This window comes from Kribbella sp. NPDC104740 (assembly GCF_055583505.1).
This window is the reverse complement of record NZ_JBVJNV010000003.1, coordinates 300,327-325,019: the sequence shown is the minus strand read 5'-3', so window position 1 is coordinate 325,019 and position 24,693 is coordinate 300,327. Positions and strand designations below refer to the sequence as shown.

Sequence of the window (24,693 nt, the reverse complement as noted above, 5' to 3'; positions counted from 1 at the left end):
TCTCCCCCCAGCGGTTTGGGTCGCCTTCTTTCCCGACAACGAACCCCCCCCCCCTCCCCCCCGCCCCCCCCCCCCCCCCGCCCACCCCCCCCCCCCCCCCCCCCCCCCCCCCCCCGCGCTCGCTGGCGGGGAAGAAGAACAAGAAGATCGAGTCTGAGGTTCAGGCCGAAGAAGATCCTCAGATCTCTGTGGACAACTCTGTACCTGATCAGTCTGTGGATGCCTCAGCTCCTGACTTCGTCGCGTTCGAGCGGATGGTGCGGGACCTCTTCGGCGCGGCCGGGGAGCAGAAGGTCGCGGAGTGGCTGGCGTTCCTGCGCCGGCGGCTGACCGGCCAGTACGAGGTCGACGAGTTCGGCTACGACGCCGAGCTGACCGACCAGGTGCTGCTCGCCGGGCTACGCCCGCTGGCCGAGAAGTGGTTCCGGGTCGAGGTGCGCGGGATCGAGAACATCCCCGACACCGGCAGCGCGCTGATCGTCGCGAACCACTCCGGCACGATGCCGCTGGACGGCCTGATCACCCAGCTGATCGTCGCCGACCACACCAACCGCCCGCTGCGCACGCTCGCCGCGGATCTGGTCTTCCGGACGCCGTTCGTCGGCGAGCTGGCCCGCAAGGGTGGCGCGACGCTGGCGAGCAACGACGACGCCGAGCGGCTGCTCCGAGAGGGGAACCTGGTCGGCGTCTGGCCGGAAGGTTTCAAGGGTCTCGGCAAACCGTTCAGCGAGCGCTACAAGCTGCAGCGGTTCGGCCGCGGCGGCTTCGTCAGCGCGGCGATGCGGACCGGCGTACCGATCGTGCCGTGCTCGATCGTCGGCGCGGAGGAGATCTACCCGCTGGTCGGCAACATCGCGTCGCTGGCCCGGCTGCTCGGCGTCCCGTACATCCCGGTGACCCCGTTCTTCCCGCTGCTCGGCCCGCTCGGCATGGTCCCGCTGCCGTCGAAGTGGCTGATCGAGTTCGGCGAGCCGATCCGCACCGACGACTTCCCGGACGGCGCCGCCGACGACCCGATGCTGGTCTTCAACGTCACCGACCAGGTCCGCGAGACCATCCAGCAGACCCTGTACGCCCTGCTGATGCAGCGCCGCAGCGTCTTCTTCTGAGCGTTGAGCGAGGTCGAGGAGCCGCTGCACGGCGGCAACGTCGCCGACGCGGTCGTTCGCGTCGGTACGACGGTCCGCAAACCGGTCACCGCCTCCACGCCGGCCGTCGAGGCCGTCCTCGACCACCTGCACCAGGCGGGGTTCCCGGCCGCGCCGCGCACGCTGGGGCGCGACGAGAAGGGCCGGCACGTTCTGGAGTACGTGCCCGGCAGCACCGCCATGGAGCTCCCGGCGCTCACGCTCGACGAGTTGGGCCGGCTCGGTCGGCTGATCCGCGACCTGCACGACACGATGGCGACGTTCACCCCACCCGCTGACGCGCACTGGTACCAGCCGATCCCGGACCCTGCGGGCGGCCGGCTGATCTGTCACAACGATCTCGCGCCGTGGAACCTGGTGATCGACGGCGATCGCTGGGTCTTCATCGACTGGGACGGCGTGGGCCCGGCCTCGCGCTCCTGGGATCTCGCCTACACGGCGCAGAGCTTCGTACCGCTGCACGCCGGCGGCGTCCCGGCCGAGAACGCGCCGCGTCTGCGGGCGCTGGTCGACGGCTACGGACTGGCGGATGCCGAGCGGCGCGAGTTCCCGCGGGCGATCGCCGCGCACACCCGCGGGATGTTCGAGCTGCTGGTCCGCGGTGCCGAGACCGGCGAGCAGCCGTGGTCTCGCCTGCACGCGGAAGGCCACGCCGACTACTGGGGACCGGCCGCGGAGTACATCGAGCAGCACCACGACGCCTGGCTCAAAGCAGTGCAATAAAGAGAAGAGCCCCCGGCGACACTGTCGCCGGGGGCTCTTTCACTTCAGGTGCTACTTCCAGGGAGGCAGCAGAGTCTGGATCACGCCGGGGAGGTTGATCGTCGGCAGTGGCAGGCTCAGGGTCGGGAACGGCCAGGGCCAGCTCGGCGTTCCGGGGGTGGGCAGGCTCGGGAGCGGGGTGCCGGACGGTGTCGACGTCGGCGTCCCGGACGGCTGGTTGCCGGGCGGGGTGAGCAGCTTGGTCGGCGGCTTCGTGTTCCGCTCCTCCACCTTGGTGGTGTCGGGCACCTCGGTCGGGGCCGTGCTCGGCTTCGCGCTCGGCTTGGCCGACGGCACCGTCGGGCCGGACTTGACCGGGTCCTCGGGGTCGTTCGGCTGCGCGTTCGGCTGTTCCGTGCTCGGCTCGGTGACGTTCTTGGCCGGCTTCGGCTGGTCGCACTTGGGGCAGGCCAGCTTGGTGTGCCGGGTCAGCTCGTCGATCGTGGTGACCGCCTCGACGGCGGCCTTCAGCGAGTCGGGCGGCAACTTCGGAGCGAGCTCACCCATGGCCTGGCGGGCGCTGGTGATGAACGTCGTGATCGCCGTGATCGAGCCGGGGTCGTCGTCTTGCTGGTACGACGCCACGAGCCGGGACACGCCCTTGCGGGCCTGGTCGTTGAACAGGCCGAGCGTGCTGTTGATGACGGCCACGTCGCCGCCGTTCGACACCAGCGCGTCCACCTCGGACAGCCTGGTCATCGCGTGCTCGAGGTCCCGCCGGCCGCGGGAGTCGTCCCCGACGCTGACGTTGGTCGAGACGTTCTCGATGCTGCGCTTCATCCCGTACAGCGTGTCGCCGGGCATCGCCTGCTGGGCGGCGGCAGCGGAACCGATGCCACCTCCGAGCAGTACGAGCGCGGCGGTGCTCGCCACCAGCCGGATCCTCCGGCCGGGGCGATGACGGATCGGTGTCACGGACGCCTCGTCGTCCTCGCGGGGCGGCAAGTCCTCCTCGCTGTCCGGTGAGCTGTGCACAACGGTCGGAGTCGTCGCCGCCCTGGCGGCCGCCTGCTCCAGCAGACGGTGCCTCAGCTCGGCACTGAACTCCGGTCGCGGTGCCACTGCCCCGGCGGTCCTCAGCCGCCCGGCCAGTTCCACAGCTTCCAGCAACTCAGGGTCATCGCTCAGTCGCGAAGAGTGACGGGGCCCGTGATCGACGGCGTGCGCGAAGGCATCCGCGCGCGCTCGAGCCCTGGTTAGGTCACTCATGAGTTCTCGTTCTCCTCAATGGTCCAGTCGGGGTCACCGACAGGTCCTCACCAGGCAAACGAAGAAACTCCCTGACTGGTTACGGAAGACCTTGGTTGTCATCCGCCTCACCTCAAGTCCTTCGGGATTACCTTCGCCAAGTGCCTGACGGCCCTCAACTGCAGTTGCTTGACCGCGCCTTCGGACTTCTCCAGCGCCTTGGCCGTCTCGGCGATCGACAGACCGGCGAAGAATCGCATGGTCAGGCAGTCGCGCTGCTCGTCCGGCAAGGCCGCGACGGCGTCCCGGAGCACCTCGGCGGTCGCGGCGGCCAGGACGTCGACCTCCGGCCCCTCGGTCTGCCGGTCGTGCGTCTCGATCTCGTCGGTGACCACCTCGAGCCGGACCCGGCCCGACTTGTAGTGGTCGGTGATCAGGTTGCGGGCGATCGTCACCAGCCAGGCACCGAAGTCCCGGCCCTGCCAGCGGAACGAGTCCAGCGCGCGCAGCGCCCGGACGAACGTCTCGCTGGTCAGGTCCTCGGCCAGGGCCGAGGACGACACCCGCGCGTAGATGTAGCGATAGACGGTGAGCGAGTACTCGTCGTACAGCTCACCGAATGCACCGACGTCTCCAGCCTGGGCGCGATCGACGAGCTCCGCACGTCTCATCCCGTCCGGGCTCGGCTCCGGCGTCGTCAAGATCTCTCCCCGTTTCAACTGACACGTCTACGACTGGCACATCCGCGACTGAGACATCGTTGGATGGCCACAGCGGCTGAGACAGCACCGAGCGTTACGCCTGAAGCACCCGCTGTCAACAGGGCGAGGCGCGTCGCCTTGCGTCCGGTCCGGTAGTCCCGGACCTGCCAGCCGGCCGTCCGGGCATGCCGCCGCAGCCTGCTGTCAGGGTTGATCGCCCACGGATTCCCCACCATTTCCAGCATCGGCAAGTCGTTCACCGAGTCCGAGTACGCCGAGCACGCGGTCAGGTCCAGCTCCTCGTGCTCGGCCAGTGCCCGGACGGCTTCCGCCTTGGCCGGGCCGTGCAGAATATCGCCCACAAGTACACCTGTATAGACCCCGTCACTCTGGGCTGCAACAGTTCCCAGCGCGCCGGTCAGGCCGAGCCGCCGGGCCAGCACCCGAGCCACCTCGACGGGGGCGGCGGTGACCAGCCAGACCCGCTCGCCGGCGTCCAGGTGCTGCTGCGCGAGCGCCTTCGTCCCTGGCCAGATCTTGTCGGCCATCAGCTCGTCGAAGATCTCCTCGACCAGGATCTCGACCTCGGTGACCCGGTGCCCGGCGATGAACGACAGCGCCGAGGAGCGGGCCTTGGCGACCGAGTCGGGCGTCTCGCCGCGCAGCCGGAAGGCGAGCTGCTGCCCGGCCTTGGCGGCGATCTCGGCGAACGTGAAGAACCGGCGCCGGTACAGACCACGCGCCAGGTGGTACACCGAGGCGCCCTGCAGCAGCGTGTTGTCGACGTCGAAGAAGGCGGCCGCGTGGCTCACCGAGGGGGTCGCCAGCGCGGCTTCCAGCTCGGCCGCCGCCGCGCTCGCCTCACCGGCCAGCACGGACCTGGCGCGTAGGTCCCTGGTCACTCTGAGCACCTTAACCGGAACATGACAGACTCGCGCTGTGAACTTCAACTTCGCGGATGTTCTTCGTGACACAGCGCGACGTCATGGGGAGCGTCTCGCGCTGGTCGACGGTGACCGGCGACTGACCTGGAGCGAGCTCGACGAGGCCGTCGAGCGGACCGCTCAGGGGTACGCCGGTGCCGGTCTGGTGCCCGGGTACCGGGTGGTCCTGCTGATGGCCAACAGCATCGAGTTCGTCACGGCGTACTTGGGATGTCTGCGCGCCGGACTGGTCGCCGTACCGCTGAACACCGGGCTCACCAAGCCCGAGATCGGCAACGTCGTCCGGCACTCCGGGGCGCGCCTGGCGGTCGCCGACGGCGACCTCGCGGACAAGCTCGAGGGCGTCAAGGTGGTCCGGGCCGGCGACCTCGGCGGTCACGCTCCGTTGTCGCCGCAGACCGACCCGGAGAGCCTGGCGGTCCTGCTCTACACCTCCGGCACCAGCGGCGACCCGCGCGCCGCGATGCTGACCCACCGCGCGCTGGCCGCCAACGTGGAGAACCTGGCCGGGCTCGGCGAGGACCGGATGGGCCCCGAGGACGTCGTGCTCGGCGTGCTCCCGATGTTCCACGCGTTCGGCCTGAACGCCGTCCTCGGCTGGGCGATCGCCACCGGCGCGGCGCTCGTGATCGACCAGCGGTTCGACTCGACCGGCACGGTCGACCTGATCAGCTCGTACGCCGTGACGCGGCTCCCGCTCGCGCCGCCGGCCCTGCACGCGCTGCTGGCCCGCGACGACCTCCGCGAGCGGCTGGCCTCGGTCAAGGTCGTGCTGACCGGTGCGTCGAGCCTGGACCGCGCGCTGGCCGACCGGTTCGAGCAGGTCACCGGCCTGTTCGTGCACCAGGGGTACGGGCTGACCGAAGCGTCCCCGGGCGTCACCACGACGCTCGGCGAGGAGGAGCCGAAGCCGGGTTCCGTCGGCCGCCCGCTGCCCGGTGTGGACCTGCGGATCGCCGACGAGCAGGGCGAGGACGTCGAGGGCGACGACCCGGGCGAGATCCTGGTCCGCGGCAAGAACCTTTTCTCCGGCTACTGGCCCGACGGCGCGGACGGCCCGGACGTCGACGGCTGGTACCGGACCGGCGACGTCGGGTTCCTGGACGCCGACGGCGACCTGTACCTGGTCGACCGGCTCCGCGAGCTGGTCATCGTGAGCGGCTTCAACGTGTTCCCGAGCGAGGTCGAAGAGGTCCTGGTCGGTGCTCCCGGGGTCCGCGAGGCCGCGGTGATCGGGGTCCCGTCGGAGGAGACCGGCGAGGCGGTCAAGGCGTTCGTCGTACCGGCGACCGGTGCTGCCGTCGACGTGGCCGAGGTGCTCGCGTACGCCGGGCAGCGGCTGGCTCGGTTCAAGTGCCCGGTCGAGGTCGAGGTGGTCGACCACCTGCCGCACTCGGTCACCGGCAAGGTCGCCAAGGGCCGGCTCCGGGAGGCGGACCGGTGAGCGCGCGCGTCACGCTGTACGGCAAACCCGGCTGCCACCTGTGCGAGGACGCCCAGGCGATCGTGGCCGCGGTCTGCGCCGAGCTGGGCGTGGAGTGGACCGAGATCGACATCACGCAGGACCCCGAACTGTTCCGCGAGTACGGCGAGCAGATCCCGGTCACCTTCGTCGACGGCCGCCAGCACGACTTCTGGCGGGTCGACCCCGCCCGGCTGAAGAGGGCCTTGACAACAGCGTGAGTTTCGACGTGACGTCCGTCATGGGTGTCACCGCCGATTTTGTTCTCACGTTCACAAGCTCCTAGAGTGGGGGTGTCGCCCGCCGTGAGGCGAGTGACTCGCGAACCACCTTTCCAGGAGAACTGTGACGCCTGCCCGCAGCCGTCGCCCCGGCGCGCCGACGCGAACCGAACGCGGCATTCCCGAGGCCACTGTCGCGCGCTTGCCGGTGTACCTGCGGGCCCTGACCGCGCTGTCGGACAGTGGCATCGCCACCGCGTCGAGCGAGGATCTCGCGACCGCGGCCGGCGTCAACTCGGCCAAGCTCCGCAAGGACCTGTCCTACCTCGGCTCCTACGGCACCCGCGGGGTCGGGTACGACGTGGAGTACCTGCGCTACCAGATCGCCCGCGAGATCGGCGTCACCCAGGACTGGGCCGTCGTCATCGTCGGGATCGGAAACCTGGGCCACGCGCTGGCCAACTACTCCGGTTTCGGCACCCGCGGCTTCCGGATCGTCGCGCTGCTGGACGCGGCGCCCGAGCTGGTCGGCGAGCGGATCGGCGACATGGTCGTCCGCGACTTCGCCGAGCTGGAGGAGATCGTCGCCGCCGACCGGGTCTCGATCGGTGTCATCACCACTCCCGCTGGTCCGGCCCAGGAGGTCTGCGACCGGCTGGTCGCGGCCGGGGTGACCAGCATCCTGAACTTCGCGCCGGTGGTGCTGTCCGTGCCCGACGGCGTCGACATCCGCAAGGTGGACCTCTCGATCGAGTTGCAGATCCTGGCGTACCACGAACAACGAAAGTCCGGAGAGGCGGCGCTCCCCGAGGTGCCCGAACTACCTGCGATCAACGGTCTGCCCGATCTGCCTTCCGTGGGTGGAGGTGTCGGCGCGTGAGCTACCTGGTCGTCGGCATCTCTCATCGCAGTGGTGACATCTCCGTGCTGGAGCGGGTCGCGCTGGACGCGGACGCGGCGACCAAGCTGGCGATCACCGTCCAGCACAGTCCCGCCGTCAGCGAGTCGGCCGTGCTGGCCACCTGCAACCGCACCGAGGTCTACGCATGCGTCGACCGCTTCCACGCCGGGATGGACGAGGTCACCGCGATCCTGTCCGACATCACCGGCGTCCCGCTGCTCGACCTGGCCGAGCACCTCTACGTGCACTTCGAGGAAGGCGCCGTCGCGCACCTGTTCCAGGTGTCGGTCGGGCTGGACTCCATGGTCGTCGGCGAGAGCCAGATCCTCGGCCAGGTGAAGGAGTCGCTGCGTGTCGGCCAGGACCTGGAGACGATCGGCAGCGGCCTGAACGCCCTGTTCCAGCACGCGCTGCGGACCGGTAAGCGGGCCCGCACCGAGACCGGGATCGACTCGGCCGGCCGCTCGGTGGTCACCGCCGGGCTGGACGCCGTCGGCGGCTTCGAGGGCCGCCGCGCGCTGATCGTCGGCGCCGGTTCGATGGCCTCGCTGGCCGCGCAGACCCTGATCAACGGCGGCGCCGCGAGCGTCACCATCGCGAACCGCAACCACGAGCGCGCGATCGCGCTGACCGAGCGGATCGGCGGTACGGCGATCCCGCTGGCCGGCGTACCGGACGCTCTGGCCGAGGCCGACCTGGTGGTCAGCTGCACCGGGGCCCGCGGCACCGTGCTGACCGAGGAGATGATCCGCAACGCCTCCGACGGGCGCCCGATCGGCGTCCTGGACGTGGCGCTGCCGCGTGACGTCGAGCCCGGCGTCGCCCGGATCCCCGGCGTCACCCTGGTCACCCTGGCCGACCTCGCCGGTACGGCGGGCGGCAGCGAGCACGACATCGACGAGGTCCGCCGGATCGTCGGCGAGGAGACCGGCGCCTTCGAGGCGACCCGGCGCGCCGCCTCGGTCGCGCCGACCGTCGTCGCGCTGCGCGCGATGGCCAGCGAGCTGGTCGACTCCGAGCTGGCCCGCCTGGACCGCCGGCTGCCCGGCCTCGACGAGAACCAGCGCCACGAGGTCGCCCGGACCATCCGGCGCGTCGTCGACAAGGTGCTGCACACCCCGACCGTCCGCGTGAAGGAACTGGCCGCCGATCCGGGCGGCCCGACGTACGCCGACGCGCTGCGCGAGCTGTTCGCGCTCGACCCGGCGACCGTCGACGCGGTCACCGCCCCCAAGACCACCACCGGAGGTGAGTCCGCATGATCAAGCTCGGAACCCGCCGGTCGGCGCTCGCGACCGCTCAGGCCACCCACGTCGCCGAGGCGCTGCGGGCCCTCGGGCACGAGGTCGAGCTGGTCCCGATCGTCACCACCGGCGACGTGAACCGCGCGCCGCTGGAGCAGATCGGTGGCACCGGCGTCTTCGTCAGCGCGCTGCGCGACGCCCTGGTGGCCCGCGAGATCGACATCGCCGTGCACTCGCTGAAGGACCTGCCGACCGCGCCGGTCGAGGGGCTGACCCTCGGCGCGATCCCGGTCCGCGAGGACCCGCGCGACGTGCTGGTCGCCCGCGACGGCCTGACCCTCGGCGAGCTGCAGACCGGCGCCCTGATCGGGACCGGCTCACCCCGCCGGCAGGCGCAAATCGAGGCCCTCGGGCTCGGCGTCGAGCTGACCGGAATCCGCGGCAACGTGGACACCCGGATCGGGATGGTTGCCGAAGGCAAGCTCGACGCGGTGGTGCTGGCCCGGGCCGGGCTGGCCCGGCTGGGCCGGCTGGACGAGATCACCGAGACGCTGGACCCGATCCAGGTGCTGCCGGCGCCGGGACAAGGTGCCCTGGGCATCGAGTGCCGCAGCGACGACACCGCCGTACTGGCCGCGCTGGCGCCGCTGGAGGACCCGGCCACCCGGGCCGCGGTGACCGCCGAGCGGCAGCTGCTGGCCACCCTCGAGGCCGGGTGCACCGCGCCGGTCGGGGCGCTGGCCGAGGTGGTCGAAGGTGAGGACGGGCCCGAGCTGTGGCTGCGCGGAGCGCTCGGTCAGGACGACGGGGTCCGCAGGCTGTCCGCGAACGGGTCGGTCGACGATCCACAGGCGGTCGGCCGGGCGCTGGCGTACGAGTTGCTGGAGCAGACATGACACCGGCACGGGGCACGACGACGGAAAAGACGAGCAAGACAAGGGCGAAGGCGACGGCAGACGTGAGCAGCGCGAAGACAGCAGCGGCCACCCAGACTCCGCAGAAGGTGCCGGCGAAGGCCGCGGCGACAAGCAGCACGGCCAAGCAGACCAGACCGCTCGGGCACGTCACGTTCGTCGGGGTCGGTCCGGGTGATCCAGCGCTGCTGACGATCGCCGGGCGCGACGTCCTGGCCAACGCCGACGCCGTGGTGGTCGAGGGCCCCGAGCACGACGCCTTCCTGGCCTACTGCCGGCCCGGCGTCGAGGTGATCGACGGCTCCGGCGCCGAAGGCAGCCGGGCGCTGAAGGTCGCCGCCCGGGCCCGGCTGGTGGTGAAGACCGCCAAGACCGCGGCGAACGTCGTACGACTGCTGACCGGTGACCCGTTCACCTTCTCCAGCGGCGCCGAAGAGGCCGCCGCCTGCCGCAAGGCGGGGATCAGCTTCAACGTCGTACCGGGCGTCAGCGAGGTCAGCGCCGTACCGGCGTACGCGGGAATCCCGCTGACCGTGAAGAGCGAGCGCGAGGTCACGGTCCTCGACCTGGCCGAGGCCAAGCTCGACTTCGGACGGCTGCACCCGAAGCAGACGCTGGTGCTGCTGAACGCCGTGGACGTCCTCAAGGACGTCACCGCCGCGCTGGTCGAGTCCGGCTTCGACGCCGGTACGCCGGTCTGCGCGACCGTCGGCGGCACCACCACCGCCCAGACCAGCGTGGTCGGCACCCTCGGCACGATCGTCACCGACCTGCGCGCCGCGAAGGTCACCGGCGAGGCCGTGATCGTGGTCGGCTCGGTCGTCGAGCAGCGCGAGGCGCTCAGCTGGTTCGAGACCAAGCCGCTGTTCGGCTGGCGGATCCTGGTGCCGCGCACCAAGGACCAGGCCGGCCCGCTGATGGACCGGCTGCGCCGCTACGGCGCGATGCCCGAAGAGGTCCCGACCATCTCCGTCGAGCCGCCGCGCAACCCGCAGCAGATGGACAAGGCCATCCGTGGCCTGGTCGAAGGCCGCTACGAGTGGGTCGCGTTCACCTCGGTCAACGCCGTCAAGGCGGTCCGGGAGAAGTTCGACGAGTACGGGCTGGACGCGCGCGCGTTCTCCGGGCTGAAGATCGCCGCGGTCGGCGAGAAGACCGCCGAGGCGATCGCCGCCTGGGGCATCCGCCCCGACCTGCTGCCCTCGGGCGAGCAGTCGGCCGCCGGGCTGGTCGAGGACTGGCCGCCGTTCGACGAGGTGCTCGACCCGATCAACCGGGTCTTCCTGCCCCGCGCCGACATCGCGACCGAGACGCTGGTCGCCGGTCTGACCGACCTGGGCTGGGAGGTCGACGACGTCACGGCGTACCGGACCGTCCGGGCCGCCCCGCCGCCCGCGCCGACCCGCGAGGCGATCAAGTCCGGCAAGTTCGACGCGGTGGTCTTCACCTCGTCGTCGACGGTCCGGAACCTGGTCGGCATCGCCGGCAAGCCGCACGCCTCCACGGTGATCGCGGTGATCGGCCCGGCCACCCTGAAGACCGCCGAGGAGCACGGCCTGCGCGTCGACGCGATGGCCGAGTCGCCGTCCGCCGAGGAGCTGGCCGACGCACTGGCCCGCTTCGGCGCGGACCGGCGTGACACCATGGTCGAGGCGGGGGAACCCGTCACCCGCCCGTCCGAGCGGCGCGCGGGATCGCGGAGGAAGAGCTAGCCCATGCCTGGATTCCCGGATGTCCGCCCCCGCCGCCTGCGCTCGTCGGCGGCGGTACGGCGGTTGGTGTCGGAGACGACGATCGAGCCGCGGCAGCTGATCCTGCCGATGTTCGTCCGCGAGGACATCCGGGAGCCGGTGGCGATCAGCTCGATGCCGGGCGTCTACCAGCACACGCGCGACACCGCGCGGAAGGCTGTCGCCGAGGCCGTGCAGCTGGGGCTGGGCGGGGTGATGCTGTTCGGCGTACCGGCTGAGAAGGATGCTGTCGGGTCCGGGGCGCTGGATCCTGCCGGGATTCTGAACGTCGCGATCGCCGACGCGGTCTCCGAGGCCGGCGACGATCTGCTCGTGATGTCGGACCTCTGTCTCGACGAGTTCACGTCGCACGGTCACTGCGGGGTGCTTGATTCCGCCGGCCGCGTGGACAACGACGCGACGCTGAAGATCTACGCCGAGATGGGCGTCGCGCAGGCCTCCGCCGGGGCGCATGTGGTCGGGCCGTCCGGGATGATGGACGGCCAGGTCGGCGTCGTCCGGCACGCGCTCGACGCCGCTGGGTTCACCGACACCGTGATCATGGCGTACGCCGTGAAGTACGCGTCGGCGTTCTTCGGCCCGTTCCGCGAGGCCGTCGGGTCGTCGCTGCAGGGCGATCGCAAGACGTACCAGCAGGACCCGGGCAACGGCCGCGACGCGATCCGCGAGGTCGACCTCGATGTCGCCGAGGGCGCCGACCTGGTGATGGTGAAGCCTGCGCTGGCGTACCTGGACATCATCCGTCAGGTGCGGGATCACGTGAACGTGCCGGTCGCGGCGTACAACATCTCCGGCGAGTACGCGATGGTCGAGGCGGCCGCCGCGAACGGCTGGATCGACCGCGAGCGGGCGATCATGGAGACCCTGACCAGCATCAAGCGCGCGGGTGCCGACACGATCCTCACGTACTGGGCTTCCGAGGCGGCTGAGCTCCTCCACCGGTAGTTCTATCCACCCTGGGCGCGGGCGGACGCCCTGAAGCGACTGCCGGTCGTCTCGCGGTCGCGTGCGCTCGACTCCCACCCGGCTAGACCCAAGCGTCGCCGTACTGTCGCACCATGTCTCCCGCCCTCCAGCGAGCACTGACCGCCGTAGGCCGCTTCAACGACGCCCACCCGTGGTCCCACAACGACGCCTACGCCACGCTCGTCCTCCACCACGCGCGCCGCGTCCGCGCCGCCGGCGGAACGGACGCCCTCGACGTCGGCTGCGGCACCGGCAACCTCGTCCGCCGTCTCGCCGGCGTCCTCCCCACGGTCACCGGCATCGAGCCCGACGCCCCCACCGCAGCCCAGGCTCACCGTACGACCGCAGACCTCCCCAACGTCCGCATCCTCAACGAGCCGTTCGACGACTCCCACCGGACCCGCTACGACCTCATCACCTTCGTCGCGGTCCTGCACCATCTCCCACTCCAACCCACCCTCGAACAGGCCCGCGACCTCCTCCGCCCCAACGGCCGCCTCGTCGTGATCGGCCTCAGCGGCGAATCCCGCGCAGACCTCCCGTGGTCGATCGCCTCACTCATCCTGAACCCGATCATCGGCGCCGTCGTCCACCCCCGCCGCGCAACCGAACCCCCGCCCCACATGACCGCCCCCACCGCCACGGCCACCGAACCCTTCGAGGAAATCGCCCAGGCTGCCGCACGCATCCTCCCCGGCGTCCGCATCCGACGCAGCCTGTTCTGGCGCTACACGCTGAGCTGGACCGCCCCCGCTAGCTGACCCATCTAGCGCTTGATGCGCCCTCTGCCGCCGTCTGTGTGCCGTCTCTGCCGCTAGGGTCGTGCCTTCTCTGCCGCTACCTGTGTGCGCTCTCTGCCGTTAACTCGGACCTCCGCCGGGCCGGCGTACGGCGTACAGCCCGCGCTCGGTCGCTAGGCTGCTGGTGTGCGGGAAAGCTGAAGGCGCAGGCGGCGAACGGCCGGCCGAGCGAGTGCTGGAGTGGGCAGCTGTTGGTGGTGGTGCCAGGACGCTTGAGGTCGAGGCGTTGCATGGTGATCAAGGGCCTTGGTTGCTGGGGATCGAGTGCGGTGGGCGGCTGACGAGAGTGGTGCTGCGGGCGCCGACGCCGCGGATTGATATGGCGATGGTGCGTACCGGCGCTGCGGGGCTTCAGGTTGCCGAGAGGTATGGCTTGCCGGCGCCTCGGTTGCTGGGGTTTGAAGTTTTGGACGGGGTGCCGACGACGCTCGAGAGCCTTGTCGAGGGTGCGAGCAGTTGGGCAGTGGCTTCGTTGAGGCGGTTGCGGGGGCTGTGCTTGCGCGGGTGCATGCTGTCTCGATCGAGGCATCGGTGGACTTGCCGTTTCGGCCTCGACCGATCGCGGTGGATGACTTCGCGGCGGATCGGCGTACGGGGGAGATACCCACGACCGGGCTGCGGCAGGCGGCTGATGAGGTGGTCCGAGCGCACGGGCTTCCATTGGGCGATCATGTGTTTCTTCACGGGGACGTATGGCCGGGCAATCTCGTCTGGAGCGGGGATGAGGTCACGGCGTTGATCGACTGGAAGACGGCTGGTGTCGGAGCCGGTGGGGTTGACCTCGGGGAGTTGCGGAAGCAGGTCGCGATCTCGTTCGGGGCGGCGGCGCCGGCGGCGGTGCTCGACGGGTACGAAGCCGCGACCGGATGCAAGGCCTCGGACGTCGCGTACTGGGACGCCGTGGCCGCGCTCAACACTCCGACGGAGCTGTACGACGCGACGGCGACGGCTCGGCGCGACGACTTCCTTCGCGGGGCCTGCGGTCGGCTGTAGGTGTCCGGGCCCGACGTGCACCACTGATCAAGCAGCTGTCGCAACCGAGCGCCACGCCTGGGAATCGGTGGTCAGGGGCCGCACTGGAGGGTTGATCAGTGGTGCACGTCGACCCCGGCCGCACGGTCGGCTACAAGGTGCCGAGGAAGCCTGGCGACGGGATGCCCAGCTGGCTGGTGAAGTCGGTGGCGGCGCCTAGTAGCTCGCTCATCGGTACCGGGCGGCGGCTGGTGGTGGCGATGTTGGACTGGGCTTCCTTTGACCACAGGAAGGGGTAGACGGAGAGGCCTTGGGTTGGTGTCAGGGGCTGGGCTTCGGCCTGCCAGCCGGGCCAGCGGAAGGACTCGTAGAACTTGGTGGTGGCGCCTGAGAGGAGCCAGGTCACCCACTGGCTGTGGGGGATTTCGAGGGATTCCCACGTGAGGGTGTCGGGGGCGAAGTAGCCGACGTGGCCGAGCTCGCCGGGGCGACCGGCTGCCGTGGAGTCGGGGGTGGTGAGGGCGAAGACGCCGCCCAGTACGTCGTACCCGATGATCAGGCCGTCTGCTGGTCGCCAGGTGGGGGCGGCGAGCGGCGGGAACTCGTTGACCCGGGCGATGCCGAGGCCGGGGGTGGTCGAGCCGCCGAGGACACGGATCCAGCCGTGGTCGACGAGAAGGCCGCCGGTGTTGCCGATCAGGGCGCCGAGGGCTGAGCGGTCGGTGACCTGGAGTTGGGCGAGCGCTGCTGACGCTGCGGGCTCGTCGGGGACCAGGACTTCCACCGGGACGGGGCTTTCGGCGAGGAGTTCTTGCAGCCAGGGCCAGGCAGAGTCGGTCGGGGGCACGGGGAACAGTCTGACGGAGTATCGGTGGTTGTCCGAGGTGCGGGGAGTTGTCGGACCTGACGCGGGAGACGCTGCGGCGGTTGGAGGCGGGGGAGGCTGCGCGGTGGGTTGTCGAGGACTGGCAGTGGGTTGTTGCTGGGGGCGTGGATGGCGGGTGCGGGGTGGTCTACGGCTTGTACTGGCGGAACGTTCGGGACGACAGCGTCAGGATGCCTGCGCCGATGAGGCAGGTCAGGCCGCCGAGGGCCAGGGCGGGGGCTGGGCCGAGGAGGCCGCCTAGGGTGCCGGCGCGGACGTTGCCGAGGTTGGGGCCGCCGATGCCGACCATGAGGTCGAGGGAGCTGACGCGGCCGAGGAGTTCGTCGGGGGTGTTGGCTTGGAGGATCGTGGCGCGGAAGACCGTGGTGACGATGTCGGCGGCGCCGGCTGTGGCCAGGCAGATGAGGGCCAGCCAGAGGTGGCTGGTGAGGCCGGCTGCGCCGATCGCGGTGCCCCAGAGGGCGACCGAGGCGAGCATCGCGCGGCCTTGGTGGCGGAGGTGGCCGAGTGGGCCGGAGAGGGTGGCGGCGACGATGCCGCCGACGCCGATGGCGGCGAACAGGTAGCTGACGGTTTGTGGGCCGCCGCCGAAGTGGGTGTCGGCGAGGGCGGGGAAGAGGGCCGTCGGCATCGCCAGCGCGGTGGCGTTGAGGTCGAGCAGGAAGATCATCCCGATCAGCGGGTGCCTGGTCGCGTACCGGATGCCTTCGGCAACGGAACGGAGGCTGACCGTCGAGCCGCCGCCGGCCGGGGGCATCGGCGGGAGGCGGCGTACGCCGGCCAGGGCGGCGAGGAACGTGACGGCGTCGGCGGCGTACGCGGCTCCGATGCCGATCGTCGCGATCAGTACGCCGGCCAGCAGCGGGGCGGCGATGATCGCGACCTGGAACGAGAGCTGGTTGAGGGCCGCGGCGGCGGGGAGCAGGCGCTGGGGGAGGAAGCGGGGCGGGAACGTACGGCGGGCCGAGCCGTCGACGGCGGCGAGGGCGGCGGAGGTTGCTGTGAGCAAGTAGAGGAGCCAGAGCCGGTCCCAGTGCAGGAACGCCTGTACGGCGAGGAGGATGCCGACGGCCATCAGTCCGGTGCTGGTGACGAGGACGAGGCGGCGACGGTCGACGGCGTCGGCGATCGAGCCGCCGAAGAGGCCGAGCAGGAGGGTCGGGATCAGGTTGGCGAGGCCGAGGCCGCTGACGGCGATCGAGGAGCCGGTGACGTCGTACGCCTGGATGGAGACGGCGACCATGGTCATCGTGCTGCCGATGGCGGACAGCGACTGGCCGGCCCAGAGCCAGCGGAAGTCGGTCGACTCGCGGAGCGGGGTGAGGTCGGCGAGCAGGCGGCGGCGGGGCACGAGTGTTCATCCTGGTCGGGACGAGGAGCTGGGGCAACGGGTTTGCGCCGCGGCTCGTCTACGGTGGGTGGGCCGTGGCCGACGACAGGGAGATGCTGAGCGATGAGTGAGCTGGCGGATCTGGCGCAGGGTGTCGCGAAGGCGGTGCGGGAGGCGGTGCCGCTGATGGAGAGGGTCCAGCGGGACGCTGAGGGGCTGGCGAAGCAGCTCGGCGGTGGGTCGGCAGCGCCGTTGGAGGAGGTCGATCGGCAGGTTGCCGGGCTTCGGAGCACGCTGGAGCGGGCCGGGCACGATCTGACGACGGGGTTGAAGGCGCGCGACGGGGTGGTCGCGGAGGTCGGGACGGAGACGCCGGAGCTCAAGCGGCTGGGTAATCAGCTGACGGATCTGCGGGGTGCTGTGGACAGGGCGCGGGGATCGCTCGTCGAGGGCGGGCGGCGGATCGATGAAGCGATGCGGGCCGGTGCGAGGGGGCGGGCCGCTCAGGAGGGAGCTGACGGAGTACGGGAGGTCCTTCGGAAGGCTGTCGAGACGCTCGGGCAGTCCGAGGAGAACCGGAAGCAGGCGACCGACGGGAGCCAGGCGCTCGCGCAGGGCGCGGAGGACGGGTCGCTGGTGAAGGCCGCGGACCTGGCGAAGGCGGCGAGTGCGGCGCAGAACCCGACGCCGAAGTCGCAGCAGGTCGCGCCGGGGTCGGCGTCGCGGGGGCACTCCCAGACCAATCGCTCCGAGGGACAGCTTCGAGAGCGCACCCGCTGACGTCAGCTTTCCAGAGCCTCTTCCACCGTCTCCGTGATCGTGAAGACCTTGTGGAGCTTGGTGATCCGCAAGATCTTCGCGACCCGTGGATGCGGGTTGGCCAGGATCAGCGCACCGCCCTGGACGGCGGCCTGCTGGTGGGCGCCGACCAGGACGCCCAGCCCGCTGGAGTCCATGAACTGGACCTCGGTCAGGTCGAGGACCAGCGGTTTGGTGCCGATCGTCGTCAGCACCGCGCGGAGGGTCTCGGTCAGTGCGGGGGCCGACTCGACGTCGACGTCGCCGGACAGCCGCACCAGCGGGTGCGGGCCGAGATGGTCGACCTGGACGGTCAGATCCGCGCTGTCGGCAGCCACGATCTGGATACTCCTCGGGTTGTCGGCGGCCGGTGGGGTCGCACCGGGTCCGCCGGCGGCGGGGGGCCGCGCCGGCGATGGCTCGGGGCTGAACCATCAGTCTGCGAGCAGTATCACCCGTCAGACCGACAGTTCAACCATCCACACCCTGCCGATACGCCGTTGTGCGCGGAGCGTAGCCGCCGTCTCGACGAACAGTCAGGAAGTCCGCAGCTGCAGCACCAACCGCCCGGGCGACCGCCCAGTGAGGTAGACCCGCTGCCCGTCCGGCACCAGCGAGCCGTTCAGCTGCGTGTACCGCTCACCCGGATCCATCGAAACCCGCGTGGCCCCGTTCCCCGGGCCGAACGTGATCCGGTCCGACCCCACGACGTACGAGCCAAACCCTTCCACCAACTGATAGTTGCCTGGGGCATCTAATGCCTGCACCCCGCTCAACGAGCCACCGGCCCGGAAACACAGCTCGATCGCGAACGGCACCTCCGACTCCGCCAGCTCGACCGCCAGATCGAAGCCACCCGAAACCTCGGACACCGTCACCGACGTCCGCAGCGTCCGGTACTGCTTCGGCCGGTGCGGGAAGTCCATCGACGCGTAGAACCGCCCGTCCAGCGTCAACGGGTAGTCCCCGTCGTCGCGCCGATAGCGACGCGGCAGCGGCAGGTGGTACGGCACCTTCACCTCGTCGGCCAGCCGGAACGTCCGCGACCCCGTACGCCGTAACCCGTCGCTCCGGAAATGCCCGGTGCTGAAGAACTGTGGCGACAACCGCACCGAGTCGAGGATCGCCGCACCCTTGCGCAGCTTGAAGAACGTCGGGTTGGTCGACAGCCCCGACGCGATCACCGGGATGTCGTGGAAGTCGGTCCCCCCGAACACGGTCGCGGTCCGATCCCCACGACGGATCCGCGCCAAAGCGTGCGCCGGATACTCGGCCACGAAGTCAGCAGGCGCAGCGACAAGAGGAGGCAGAACAGCAGCCAGCTCCGGCCGCTCCAGCACCTCGGCCAGGAAGTCGCCCAACTCACCCGTCCCACGCCGTTCGATGTCCTTGGCAACCGTCGCGAACCGCCCGTCCCGGTCGTGCAGCGCCAGCTCCCGGAACTGCGTCAGGTACCACCACACCTCCCGCACCCGCGTCTGGTCCTGCCGCCGCGACGCGATCGTGTCGACCTCGCCGTTCGGCTCCAGCAGATGCAGCGTCGCCTCCAGGCTCCGCCGTACGAAGCCGATCAGCTCCGGCTTGTGGCGCAGCCAAGCGATCGTCAGCAGGCTCGGGTTCGTCACCTCCGACGCGTACGTCGCCGACCGCTCGCTGTAGATCCCGTCCGGGGTCGCGTCGATGCCCTCGTTGAGCCAGTCGTCGATGCGAGCGGCGTACCGGCGGTCCGGGAACAGGTGATGGGTTCGCGCGAGCGCGGCCGAGACCTCCCAGCGGTGGTTCGGCGTGTGGACACCGCCGGAGGCCAGCGCCGGCCCGGCCTTGCGGATCACGCGTTCGAGCACCGCGCGGTGCGCGACCGTCCCGGCGCTGCCGTCCGCGTCGAGCAGTGCGTAGACCGTGCAGAAATCCTGTACGGCGAACGCGCTGTCCGGCGGCGAGTGCAGGTTGCCGACGTCGTACGTGCCGTCCTCGTGCTGGGTGCTCTCGAGTTTGTCGACCAGGAAACGTAGCGGTGCGAGCAGCGTCGCGTCGTGGTGGAAACGCGACCGGTTCCAGATGTAGCCGGAAACGAGTCGGCGTGCTTTCCGGGCGACGGTCCGGACGCTGTCGCCGGTGCTCTGGTAATTGCCGAGCACGAGCGGGATCTGGGTTTCGTTGAAGCGGGTCAGCGCGGTCAGCAGCTCCTCGTCCGCGGCGGCCGGGGCCGCGGACGCGAGCGAGGGGAGGACGGTGCCGGCGGACAGCCCGGCCAGGGATCCGGCGAGGAACGTGCGGCGGTGCATACGAGCCTCCGAAAAGCGGCGGGAAAACGATTGCCAAATGCCCAGTACTGTTCTCGGCCGCTGCCGCACTGTCAAGACTCCGCAGGTGTCCGGAACCGGTCATGCAATCGAGCCGTGAAGCCTTGTCTGAACCGGTTCGCTCCACTAGTTTGACCGGCCTGGGCAAACGCTTTCCAAATGATCGGAGGAAAGAAATTGAGTGGGCAGAAAAAGGACAACGTCGCTGCCTACCTCTTCCTGTCCCCGTGGCTGGCCGGCCTGTTCGTGATCACGGTCGGCCCGATGATCGCCTCGCTCTACCTGTCCTTCACCGACTACAACCTGATCCAGGCCCCGCAGTGGACCGGCCTGGAGAACTTCACCCGGATGCTGTCCGACCAGCGCCTGCACAACTCGCTGAAGGTCACCTTCACCTACGTGCTGGTCTCGGTCCCGCTGCAGCTCCTGGTCGCGCTGCTGCTGGCCGTCGTACTGGATCGTGGCGTCCGCGGGATGGCCTTCTACCGCTCGGTCTTCTACCTGCCGTCGCTGCTCGGTTCGAGCGTCGCGATCGCGATCCTGTGGAAGCAGGTCTTCGGCACCGACGGCCTGCTCAACCAGGTGATCGCCCCGCTCGGCTTCGACGGCAAGGGCTGGATCTCCGACCCCAGTACGGCGCTCGGCACGCTCGTCGTCCTGAACGTCTGGACCTTCGGCGCCCCGATGGTGATCTTCCTGGCCGGCCTGCGGCAGATCCCGTCGATGTACTACGAGGCCGCCGCGGTCGACGGCGCCGGCCCGCTGCGCCGCTTCGCGAGCGTCACGCTGCCGCTGCTGACGCCGATCATCTTCTTCAACCTGGTGCTGCAGATCATCCACGCGTTCCAGTCGTTCACGCAGGCCTTCGTCGTCTCCGGCGGCACCGGCGGCCCGTCCGACTCGACGATGTTCTACACGCTCTACCTGTACGACCGCGGCTTCGGCAACTTCGACATGGGCTACGCCTCGGCGATGGCGTGGTTCCTGCTCGTCATCATCGCCGTCCTCACCGCGGCGAACTTCGTCGCCTCGAAGTACTGGGTGTTCTATGACGACTGAGACCCTGACCCGCCCGGTCCCGGCCACCTCCGGTACGACGCTCGCCTGGCGGCGAGTGCGCCCCGCGCTGACGCACATCGCGCTGGCCGCGACCGCGCTGGTGATGCTCTACCCGGTGATCTGGATGGTCGTCAGCTCGCTGCGTCCCGGCAACGAGATCTTCCGCGACCCCGGCATCCTGATCCGCGACCTGCGGATCGACAACTACCGGGTCGGCTGGAACGCGCTCACCGAACCCTTCACCCGCTACCTGCTGAACTCGGCGGCCGTCGTCCTGGGCTCCATCGTCGGCAACCTGGTGTCCTGCTCGATGGCCGCGTACGCGTTCGCGCGGCTGAACTTCACCGGCAAGAAGTTCTGGTTCGCGATCATGCTGGTCACGATCATGCTGCCGATCCACGTCGTGATCGTGCCGCAGTACATCCTGTTCAGCACGGCCGGCTGGATCAACACCTTCCTGCCGCTCGTCGTACCGAAGCTGCTGGCCACCGACGCGTTCTTCGTCTTCCTGATGGTCCAGTTCATCCGCGGCATCCCGCGCGAGCTCGACGAGGCCGCCCGGATCGACGGCTGCGGCAAGGGCGGCATCTTCCTGCGGGTGATCCTGCCGCTGATGGTGCCGGCGCTGGCCACCACCACGATCTTCACCTTCATCTGGACCTGGAACGACTTCTTCAGCCAGCTGATCTACCTGACCGACCCGAAGATGTACACCGTCCCGGTCGCGCTCCGGGCCTTCGTCGACGCCACCGCCAGTACGTCGTGGGGTTCGCTGTTCGCGATGTCGGTGGTCTCCCTCGTCCCGGTCTTCCTCGCCTTCCTGCTCGGCCAGCGGTTCCTGATCAAGGGCATCGCCACCACCGGCATCAAGTAGTCCCGATCGTCAGAAAGGTTCACCCCATGAGGCCGCTACCCCGACTGACCGCACCGCCCCGCCGGCGGGTGCGGGCCCTGGCCGCCGTCGCGGCCGCCGTTGCGCTGCTGGCCACCAGCGCCTGCGGTGGCGACTCCGGCGGCGGCGGTGACTCCGCGAACGGAGAGGTCACCCTCCGGTTCAACTGGTGGGGCTCCGACACCCGGCACAAGATCACCCAGCAGGTGATCGACTCCTTCCAGAAGGAGAACCCGAACATCAAGATCAAGGGCGAGTTCGGCGAGTGGGCCGGCTACTGGGACAAGCTCGCCACCACCGTCGCCGCCAACGACGCGCCCGACGTGATCCAGATGGACGAGAAGTACCTGCGCGAGTACGCCGACCGCGGCGCGCTGCTCGACCTGAAGAAGGCCGACGGGCTGGACACCGGCAAGTTCGAGCCGGACACGCTCGGCGCCGGTGAGTTCGACGGCGGCCTGTACGGGCTGAACGCCGGGATCAACGCGTTCACGATCGTCGCGAACCCGGCCGTGTTCAAGGCCGCCGGGGTGGCGATCCCGGACGACACGAAGTGGACGTGGGACGACTACGCCAAGACGGCGGCCGAGATCAGCCAGAAGCTCAACGGCAAGGGCTGGGGTACGGCGGCGTACGGCACCAACGACGCCAGCCTGAACATGTGGGCCCGGCAGCAGGGCGAGTCGCTGTTCACCGAGGACGGCAAGCTCGGCGTCAGCAAGGACAAGCTCACGCAGTACTGGACGAACCTGCTCGCGCTGCAGGCGTCGAAGGCGACGCCGTCGGCGGAGTTCACCTCGCAGGACATGACCGCGCCGCTGGACCAGTCCGGGATGGCGACCGGCAAGCTCGCCATGAGCTACGCCTGGAGCAACCAGCTCAACGCGCTCAGCAAGGCGTCCGGCCAGCAGCTCAAGCTGCTCCGGCTGCCGAGTGCGACCGGCAAGGCGACCGAGAACGGCTCGTACTACAAGGGCTCGATGTTCTGGTCGATCTCGTCGCGCTCCAAGCACCCGAAGGAGGCCGCGAAGTTCGTCAGCTACCTGGCCAACAACGCCGCCGCCGGCAACCTGCTGCTGGCCGAGCGGGGCGTCCCGCCGAACACCGAGATCCGCGCCGCGGTGACCTCGAAGCTGCAGCCCGCCGACGCCGCCTCGGCCGCCTTCATCCAGGCGATCGCCAAGGAGCTCGGCGAGCCGTCGCCCCCGCCGCCGGTCGGTGGTGGTCAGGTCGAGAAGATCATCCAGCGCTACACCACCGAGGTGCTCTTCGGGCGTCTGCAACCGGCGGACGCGGCGCAGAAGTTCCTCGACGAGATGAACGGCGAGCTGGCCAAGTAGATGGTGCAGGAGGCAACTGCCAGATGAACCCGAGAATCGCGGTGGTGGGCGTGCACGGCCACGGCACCACGCACGTCCGCCACTGCGTCGACCTGCACACCACAGGAAGAGCTCGCTTCGTGGCAGTAGCCGACCCGCAGCTCGCCCCCAGCACAGCTGGGGGCGGGCGGGTCACCCGGGCCGAGGATCTGCCTGCGGAGACCCGGGTCTTCGCCGACCTGGCGAGCTTGCTCGCGGAGTCGGAGGTGGACATCGTCGTGATCAGCACGCCGATCCACACGCACGTTCCGCTTGCCGAGTTGGCTCTGCGGGCCGGGGCGGACGTGCTGCTGGAGAAGCCGCCGGCTGCTTCGCTCGCGGAGTTCGAGCGGTTGGTGCAGGTGGTGGAGGAGACCGGGCGGGTCTGCCAGGTCGGGTTCCAGGTGCACGGGTCGCGGGCCGCCCGGGCGATGCGCGAGTGGGTGGCCGACGGGCGGCTCGGGGAGATCCGGGGGATCGGGACGGTCGGGGCCTGGATCCGGAAGCAGGAGTACTGGCAGCGCGCGCGGTGGGCCGGGCGGCGGGAGCTGGACGGCGTCGCGGTCGTCGACGGAGCGGTGACGAACGCGTTCGCGCACGCGTCGGCGACGGCGCTGCTGGTCGACGGATCCGGTACGGCGGAGCAAGTACAAAGTGTCGAGACCGACCTCTACCGCGCGAACCCGATCGAGTCCGACGACACCTCCAGCATCCGGATCCGCACCACCCGCGGTACGACGATCGCTGCGGCGCTCACCCTTGCGGCGGAGCCGCCGGGGGCCGAGCCGCGGATCATCGTGCACGGGTCGCGCGGCCGCGCGGTGCTGACCTATCCGACCGATCACCTTGCGCTGACGGTCGACGGCATCACGACCGGTACGTCGTACGAGCGCGACGATCTGCTGGTCAACCTGATCGAGCACCGGGCGGATCCGGCGGTCGAGCTGCTGGCGCCGTTGGAGCAGCTCGGCGGGTTCACGAAGGTGCTGGAGGCGGTGCGGCTGGCCGAGGCGCCGCGGGCGATCGATCCGGCGTACGTGACTTGGTACGGCGAAGGGACACAGCGGCACCCGGGCGTTGCTGAGGTGGGGAAGTGGGCTGAGTTGGCGGCCGAGAACCTCGCCCTCTTCAGCGAGCTCGACACTCCCTGGGCCTCACAGTAGGCGCCCGGCGGCCAGGCGAAGCTCGGCCAGTTCGCCGCCCGCCCAACCCTCGCCACGCGACTCGGTGCCGTACCAGGTGGGCTTGCGGACGAGGTGGAAGTGCAGGTTCGCGATTCGCCCGGCCACGCCGAGCCGGTCGATCGCGGCGAGGTCGGCGGCGGGGATCGGGCGGTGCCGCTCGTAGCCGCTGCGGAAGGCCTGCCAGTGCGGGGTGGCGGCGACGCCGGTGAAGTCGGCGGCGAGGAAGCCCTCACCGGCGAGGTCGAAGTCGTGCAGGTTGAGCCCGTCCGGAGTGATCAGGATGTTGTCGAGTGAGACATCACCGTGTCTGACCCCACGACTCAGACCGTCGGCAACCTTTCCTTCAGCCAGAGCCTGGATCAGCTCCGCGTCGGCGCGCGCGACGAGTGGCACGATCTCGCCGACCATCCGATCCAGATCCTCGTCCGTACGCCGTACCGGCGTGAACGTCTCCGTCGCCAGATGGAACTTCGCGATCAGCTCACCGAACTCCTCGTACAACCCGTCGGTGAACGGCGGCTGCGGCTTGGACCCCTCGACGAGCGAGGTCAGCAGGTACGGCCGATCGCCTTCCGGCAGCGCCAGCGCGCCGACCGCTGACCCATCAGCCAGTGGCCGGACGGTCGGCGTCGCCACCTTCCCGAGCAGGTGCTCGCAAAGACCTGCCTCCCAACGGATGTCGGCGAGCGGGCGCCCGGCGTACAGCTTGAGGACGAACGCCTCCGTCGGCGTCGTCAGCTCGTACACGTCGTTGACCAGTGAACGCCGCAGCACGCACCCGGTGAACGGCAGCTGGTAGACCTCCGCGAGGTGGTCGCGGAGGCCGTCGGGGTGGGGCAACGATCTCAGGGTGCGGACCATGTGATGTCCTTTGCGTGACGTCGCGGGGGTGGCAGGCGTTGGAGAGTA

The 24,693-nt window shown here is 70.0% G+C and carries 24 protein-coding genes; 16 read left to right on the top strand and 8 right to left on the bottom strand.

Features of this window, described 5'->3' with window-relative positions:
- Positions 1-215 precede the first annotated feature (215 nt).
- Positions 216-1,109, top strand: a complete 894-nt coding sequence (locus tag ACZ6Z4_RS17675) for a lysophospholipid acyltransferase family protein (RefSeq protein ID WP_465564757.1) — start codon at positions 216-218, stop codon at positions 1,107-1,109.
- A gap of 3 nt (positions 1,110-1,112) precedes the next feature.
- Entirely contained in the window at positions 1,113-1,871 is a 759-nt protein-coding gene (locus ACZ6Z4_RS17670) for a phosphotransferase enzyme family protein (protein WP_465564754.1), read from the top strand.
- Positions 1,872-1,922: 51 nt separating this feature from the next.
- Here ACZ6Z4_RS17670 and ACZ6Z4_RS17665 read toward each other — a convergent pair whose 3' ends face one another.
- The 3 genes from ACZ6Z4_RS17665 to ACZ6Z4_RS17655 form a co-directional block, all read right to left on the bottom strand.
- Positions 1,923-2,972: a DUF5667 domain-containing protein gene (locus tag ACZ6Z4_RS17665; protein ID WP_465564748.1), complete on the bottom strand. Its 1,050-nt coding sequence runs from the start codon at positions 2,970-2,972 to the stop codon at positions 1,923-1,925.
- A 254-nt stretch (positions 2,973-3,226) separates the two neighbouring features.
- Positions 3,227-3,799, bottom strand: coding sequence for a sigma-70 family RNA polymerase sigma factor (locus ACZ6Z4_RS17660; protein WP_238356145.1), 573 nt, complete (start codon positions 3,797-3,799; stop codon positions 3,227-3,229).
- A gap of 14 nt (positions 3,800-3,813) precedes the next feature.
- Positions 3,814-4,701: an HAD family hydrolase gene (locus tag ACZ6Z4_RS17655; protein WP_465564742.1), complete on the bottom strand. Its 888-nt coding sequence runs from the start codon at positions 4,699-4,701 to the stop codon at positions 3,814-3,816.
- A gap of 37 nt (positions 4,702-4,738) precedes the next feature.
- On the opposite strand from ACZ6Z4_RS17655, the gene ACZ6Z4_RS17650 reads away from it, so the two are divergent.
- From ACZ6Z4_RS17650 to ACZ6Z4_RS17610, 9 genes are all read left to right on the top strand, one after another.
- Complete coding sequence (locus ACZ6Z4_RS17650; RefSeq protein ID WP_465564735.1) at positions 4,739-6,187, top strand: class I adenylate-forming enzyme family protein; 1,449 nt, start codon at positions 4,739-4,741, stop codon at positions 6,185-6,187.
- Complete coding sequence (locus ACZ6Z4_RS17645) at positions 6,184-6,426, top strand: glutaredoxin family protein (RefSeq protein ID WP_363672109.1); 243 nt, start codon at positions 6,184-6,186, stop codon at positions 6,424-6,426. Before ACZ6Z4_RS17650 ends, ACZ6Z4_RS17645 begins: the two co-directional genes overlap by 4 nt.
- A 124-nt stretch (positions 6,427-6,550) precedes the next feature.
- Positions 6,551-7,306 (top strand): redox-sensing transcriptional repressor Rex, encoded by a 756-nt coding sequence (locus ACZ6Z4_RS17640; RefSeq protein WP_184799268.1) that lies wholly within the window; start codon positions 6,551-6,553, stop codon positions 7,304-7,306.
- Positions 7,303-8,589 (top strand): glutamyl-tRNA reductase, encoded by a 1,287-nt coding sequence (locus tag ACZ6Z4_RS17635; RefSeq protein WP_465564726.1) that lies wholly within the window; start codon positions 7,303-7,305, stop codon positions 8,587-8,589. Before ACZ6Z4_RS17640 ends, ACZ6Z4_RS17635 begins: the two co-directional genes overlap by 4 nt.
- Positions 8,586-9,467 carry a hydroxymethylbilane synthase gene (gene hemC, locus ACZ6Z4_RS17630; protein ID WP_465564723.1) on the top strand — a complete coding sequence of 294 codons (882 nt, stop codon included), beginning with the start codon at positions 8,586-8,588 and terminating at the stop codon, positions 9,465-9,467. Before ACZ6Z4_RS17635 ends, hemC begins: the two co-directional genes overlap by 4 nt.
- Positions 9,464-11,197: a bifunctional uroporphyrinogen-III C-methyltransferase/uroporphyrinogen-III synthase gene (locus ACZ6Z4_RS17625; protein ID WP_465564720.1), complete on the top strand. Its 1,734-nt coding sequence runs from the start codon at positions 9,464-9,466 to the stop codon at positions 11,195-11,197. The genes hemC and ACZ6Z4_RS17625 overlap by 4 nt, the downstream gene beginning before the upstream one ends.
- Positions 11,198-11,200: 3 nt before the next feature.
- A complete protein-coding gene (hemB, locus tag ACZ6Z4_RS17620; RefSeq protein ID WP_465564717.1) occupies positions 11,201-12,181 on the top strand; it encodes a porphobilinogen synthase in 981 nt (326 codons plus the stop codon).
- Positions 12,182-12,294: 113 nt separating this feature from the next.
- Complete coding sequence (locus tag ACZ6Z4_RS17615; protein ID WP_465564712.1) at positions 12,295-12,963, top strand: class I SAM-dependent methyltransferase; 669 nt, start codon at positions 12,295-12,297, stop codon at positions 12,961-12,963.
- Between the two features lie 531 nt (positions 12,964-13,494).
- Positions 13,495-13,995 (top strand): phosphotransferase family protein, encoded by a 501-nt coding sequence (locus tag ACZ6Z4_RS17610; RefSeq protein WP_465566765.1) that lies wholly within the window; start codon positions 13,495-13,497, stop codon positions 13,993-13,995.
- Between the two features lie 130 nt (positions 13,996-14,125).
- Here the strand turns inward: ACZ6Z4_RS17610 and ACZ6Z4_RS17605 are convergent, their stop codons facing one another.
- Positions 14,126-14,821 (bottom strand): DUF2625 family protein, encoded by a 696-nt coding sequence (locus ACZ6Z4_RS17605; protein ID WP_465564708.1) that lies wholly within the window; start codon positions 14,819-14,821, stop codon positions 14,126-14,128.
- A 166-nt stretch (positions 14,822-14,987) separates the two neighbouring features.
- On the bottom strand, positions 14,988-16,211 hold the full coding sequence (locus tag ACZ6Z4_RS17600) for an MFS transporter (RefSeq protein WP_465564705.1): 1,224 nt from the start codon (positions 16,209-16,211) through the stop codon (positions 14,988-14,990).
- 102 nt (positions 16,212-16,313) lie between these two features.
- Here ACZ6Z4_RS17600 and ACZ6Z4_RS17595 point away from each other — a divergent pair, with 102 nt between their 5' ends.
- Positions 16,314-16,970: a hypothetical protein gene (locus ACZ6Z4_RS17595; RefSeq protein ID WP_465564701.1), complete on the top strand. Its 657-nt coding sequence runs from the start codon at positions 16,314-16,316 to the stop codon at positions 16,968-16,970.
- 2 nt (positions 16,971-16,972) lie between these two features.
- Here the strand turns inward: ACZ6Z4_RS17595 and ACZ6Z4_RS17590 are convergent, their stop codons facing one another.
- Positions 16,973-17,326: an STAS domain-containing protein gene (locus tag ACZ6Z4_RS17590; protein ID WP_465564698.1), complete on the bottom strand. Its 354-nt coding sequence runs from the start codon at positions 17,324-17,326 to the stop codon at positions 16,973-16,975.
- Between the two features lie 198 nt (positions 17,327-17,524).
- A complete protein-coding gene (locus ACZ6Z4_RS17585) occupies positions 17,525-19,273 on the bottom strand; it encodes a hypothetical protein (RefSeq protein WP_465564695.1) in 1,749 nt (582 codons plus the stop codon).
- Between the two features lie 177 nt (positions 19,274-19,450).
- Here ACZ6Z4_RS17585 and ACZ6Z4_RS17580 point away from each other — a divergent pair, with 177 nt between their 5' ends.
- The 4 genes from ACZ6Z4_RS17580 to ACZ6Z4_RS17565 are packed head-to-tail and all read left to right on the top strand — an operon-like array spanning position 19,451 to position 23,763.
- On the top strand, positions 19,451-20,350 hold the full coding sequence (locus tag ACZ6Z4_RS17580) for a carbohydrate ABC transporter permease (RefSeq protein ID WP_465564692.1): 900 nt from the start codon (positions 19,451-19,453) through the stop codon (positions 20,348-20,350).
- Positions 20,340-21,224, top strand: coding sequence for a carbohydrate ABC transporter permease (locus ACZ6Z4_RS17575; protein ID WP_465564685.1), 885 nt, complete (start codon positions 20,340-20,342; stop codon positions 21,222-21,224). The genes ACZ6Z4_RS17580 and ACZ6Z4_RS17575 overlap by 11 nt, the downstream gene beginning before the upstream one ends.
- A 26-nt stretch (positions 21,225-21,250) precedes the next feature.
- Positions 21,251-22,582 carry an ABC transporter substrate-binding protein gene (locus ACZ6Z4_RS17570; protein ID WP_465564682.1) on the top strand — a complete coding sequence of 444 codons (1,332 nt, stop codon included), beginning with the start codon at positions 21,251-21,253 and terminating at the stop codon, positions 22,580-22,582.
- Positions 22,583-22,605: 23 nt separating this feature from the next.
- Positions 22,606-23,763: a Gfo/Idh/MocA family protein gene (locus tag ACZ6Z4_RS17565; RefSeq protein ID WP_465564677.1), complete on the top strand. Its 1,158-nt coding sequence runs from the start codon at positions 22,606-22,608 to the stop codon at positions 23,761-23,763.
- Here the strand turns inward: ACZ6Z4_RS17565 and ACZ6Z4_RS17560 are convergent.
- Positions 23,755-24,645, bottom strand: coding sequence for a phosphotransferase enzyme family protein (locus tag ACZ6Z4_RS17560; protein WP_465564672.1), 891 nt, complete (start codon positions 24,643-24,645; stop codon positions 23,755-23,757). The two genes, ACZ6Z4_RS17565 and ACZ6Z4_RS17560, sit on opposite strands and share 9 nt — an antisense overlap.
- Positions 24,646-24,693: the final 48 nt, after the last annotated feature.

Coding starts and splice junctions, on each gene's coding strand:
- ACZ6Z4_RS17595 (WP_465564701.1), top strand. CDS start 16,314: ATGAGTGAGCTGGCGGATCTGGCGCAGGGTGTCGCGAAGGCGGTGCGG.
- ACZ6Z4_RS17585 (WP_465564695.1), bottom strand. CDS start 19,273: ATGCACCGCCGCACGTTCCTCGCCGGATCCCTGGCCGGGCTGTCCGCC.
- ACZ6Z4_RS17560 (WP_465564672.1), bottom strand. CDS start 24,645: ATGGTCCGCACCCTGAGATCGTTGCCCCACCCCGACGGCCTCCGCGAC.
- hemB (WP_465564717.1), top strand. CDS start 11,201: ATGCCTGGATTCCCGGATGTCCGCCCCCGCCGCCTGCGCTCGTCGGCG.
- ACZ6Z4_RS17570 (WP_465564682.1), top strand. CDS start 21,251: ATGAGGCCGCTACCCCGACTGACCGCACCGCCCCGCCGGCGGGTGCGG.
- hemC (WP_465564723.1), top strand. CDS start 8,586: ATGATCAAGCTCGGAACCCGCCGGTCGGCGCTCGCGACCGCTCAGGCC.
- ACZ6Z4_RS17580 (WP_465564692.1), top strand. CDS start 19,451: ATGATCGGAGGAAAGAAATTGAGTGGGCAGAAAAAGGACAACGTCGCT.
- ACZ6Z4_RS17615 (WP_465564712.1), top strand. CDS start 12,295: ATGTCTCCCGCCCTCCAGCGAGCACTGACCGCCGTAGGCCGCTTCAAC.
- ACZ6Z4_RS17575 (WP_465564685.1), top strand. CDS start 20,340: ATGACGACTGAGACCCTGACCCGCCCGGTCCCGGCCACCTCCGGTACG.
- ACZ6Z4_RS17565 (WP_465564677.1), top strand. CDS start 22,606: ATGAACCCGAGAATCGCGGTGGTGGGCGTGCACGGCCACGGCACCACG.
- ACZ6Z4_RS17625 (WP_465564720.1), top strand. CDS start 9,464: ATGACACCGGCACGGGGCACGACGACGGAAAAGACGAGCAAGACAAGG.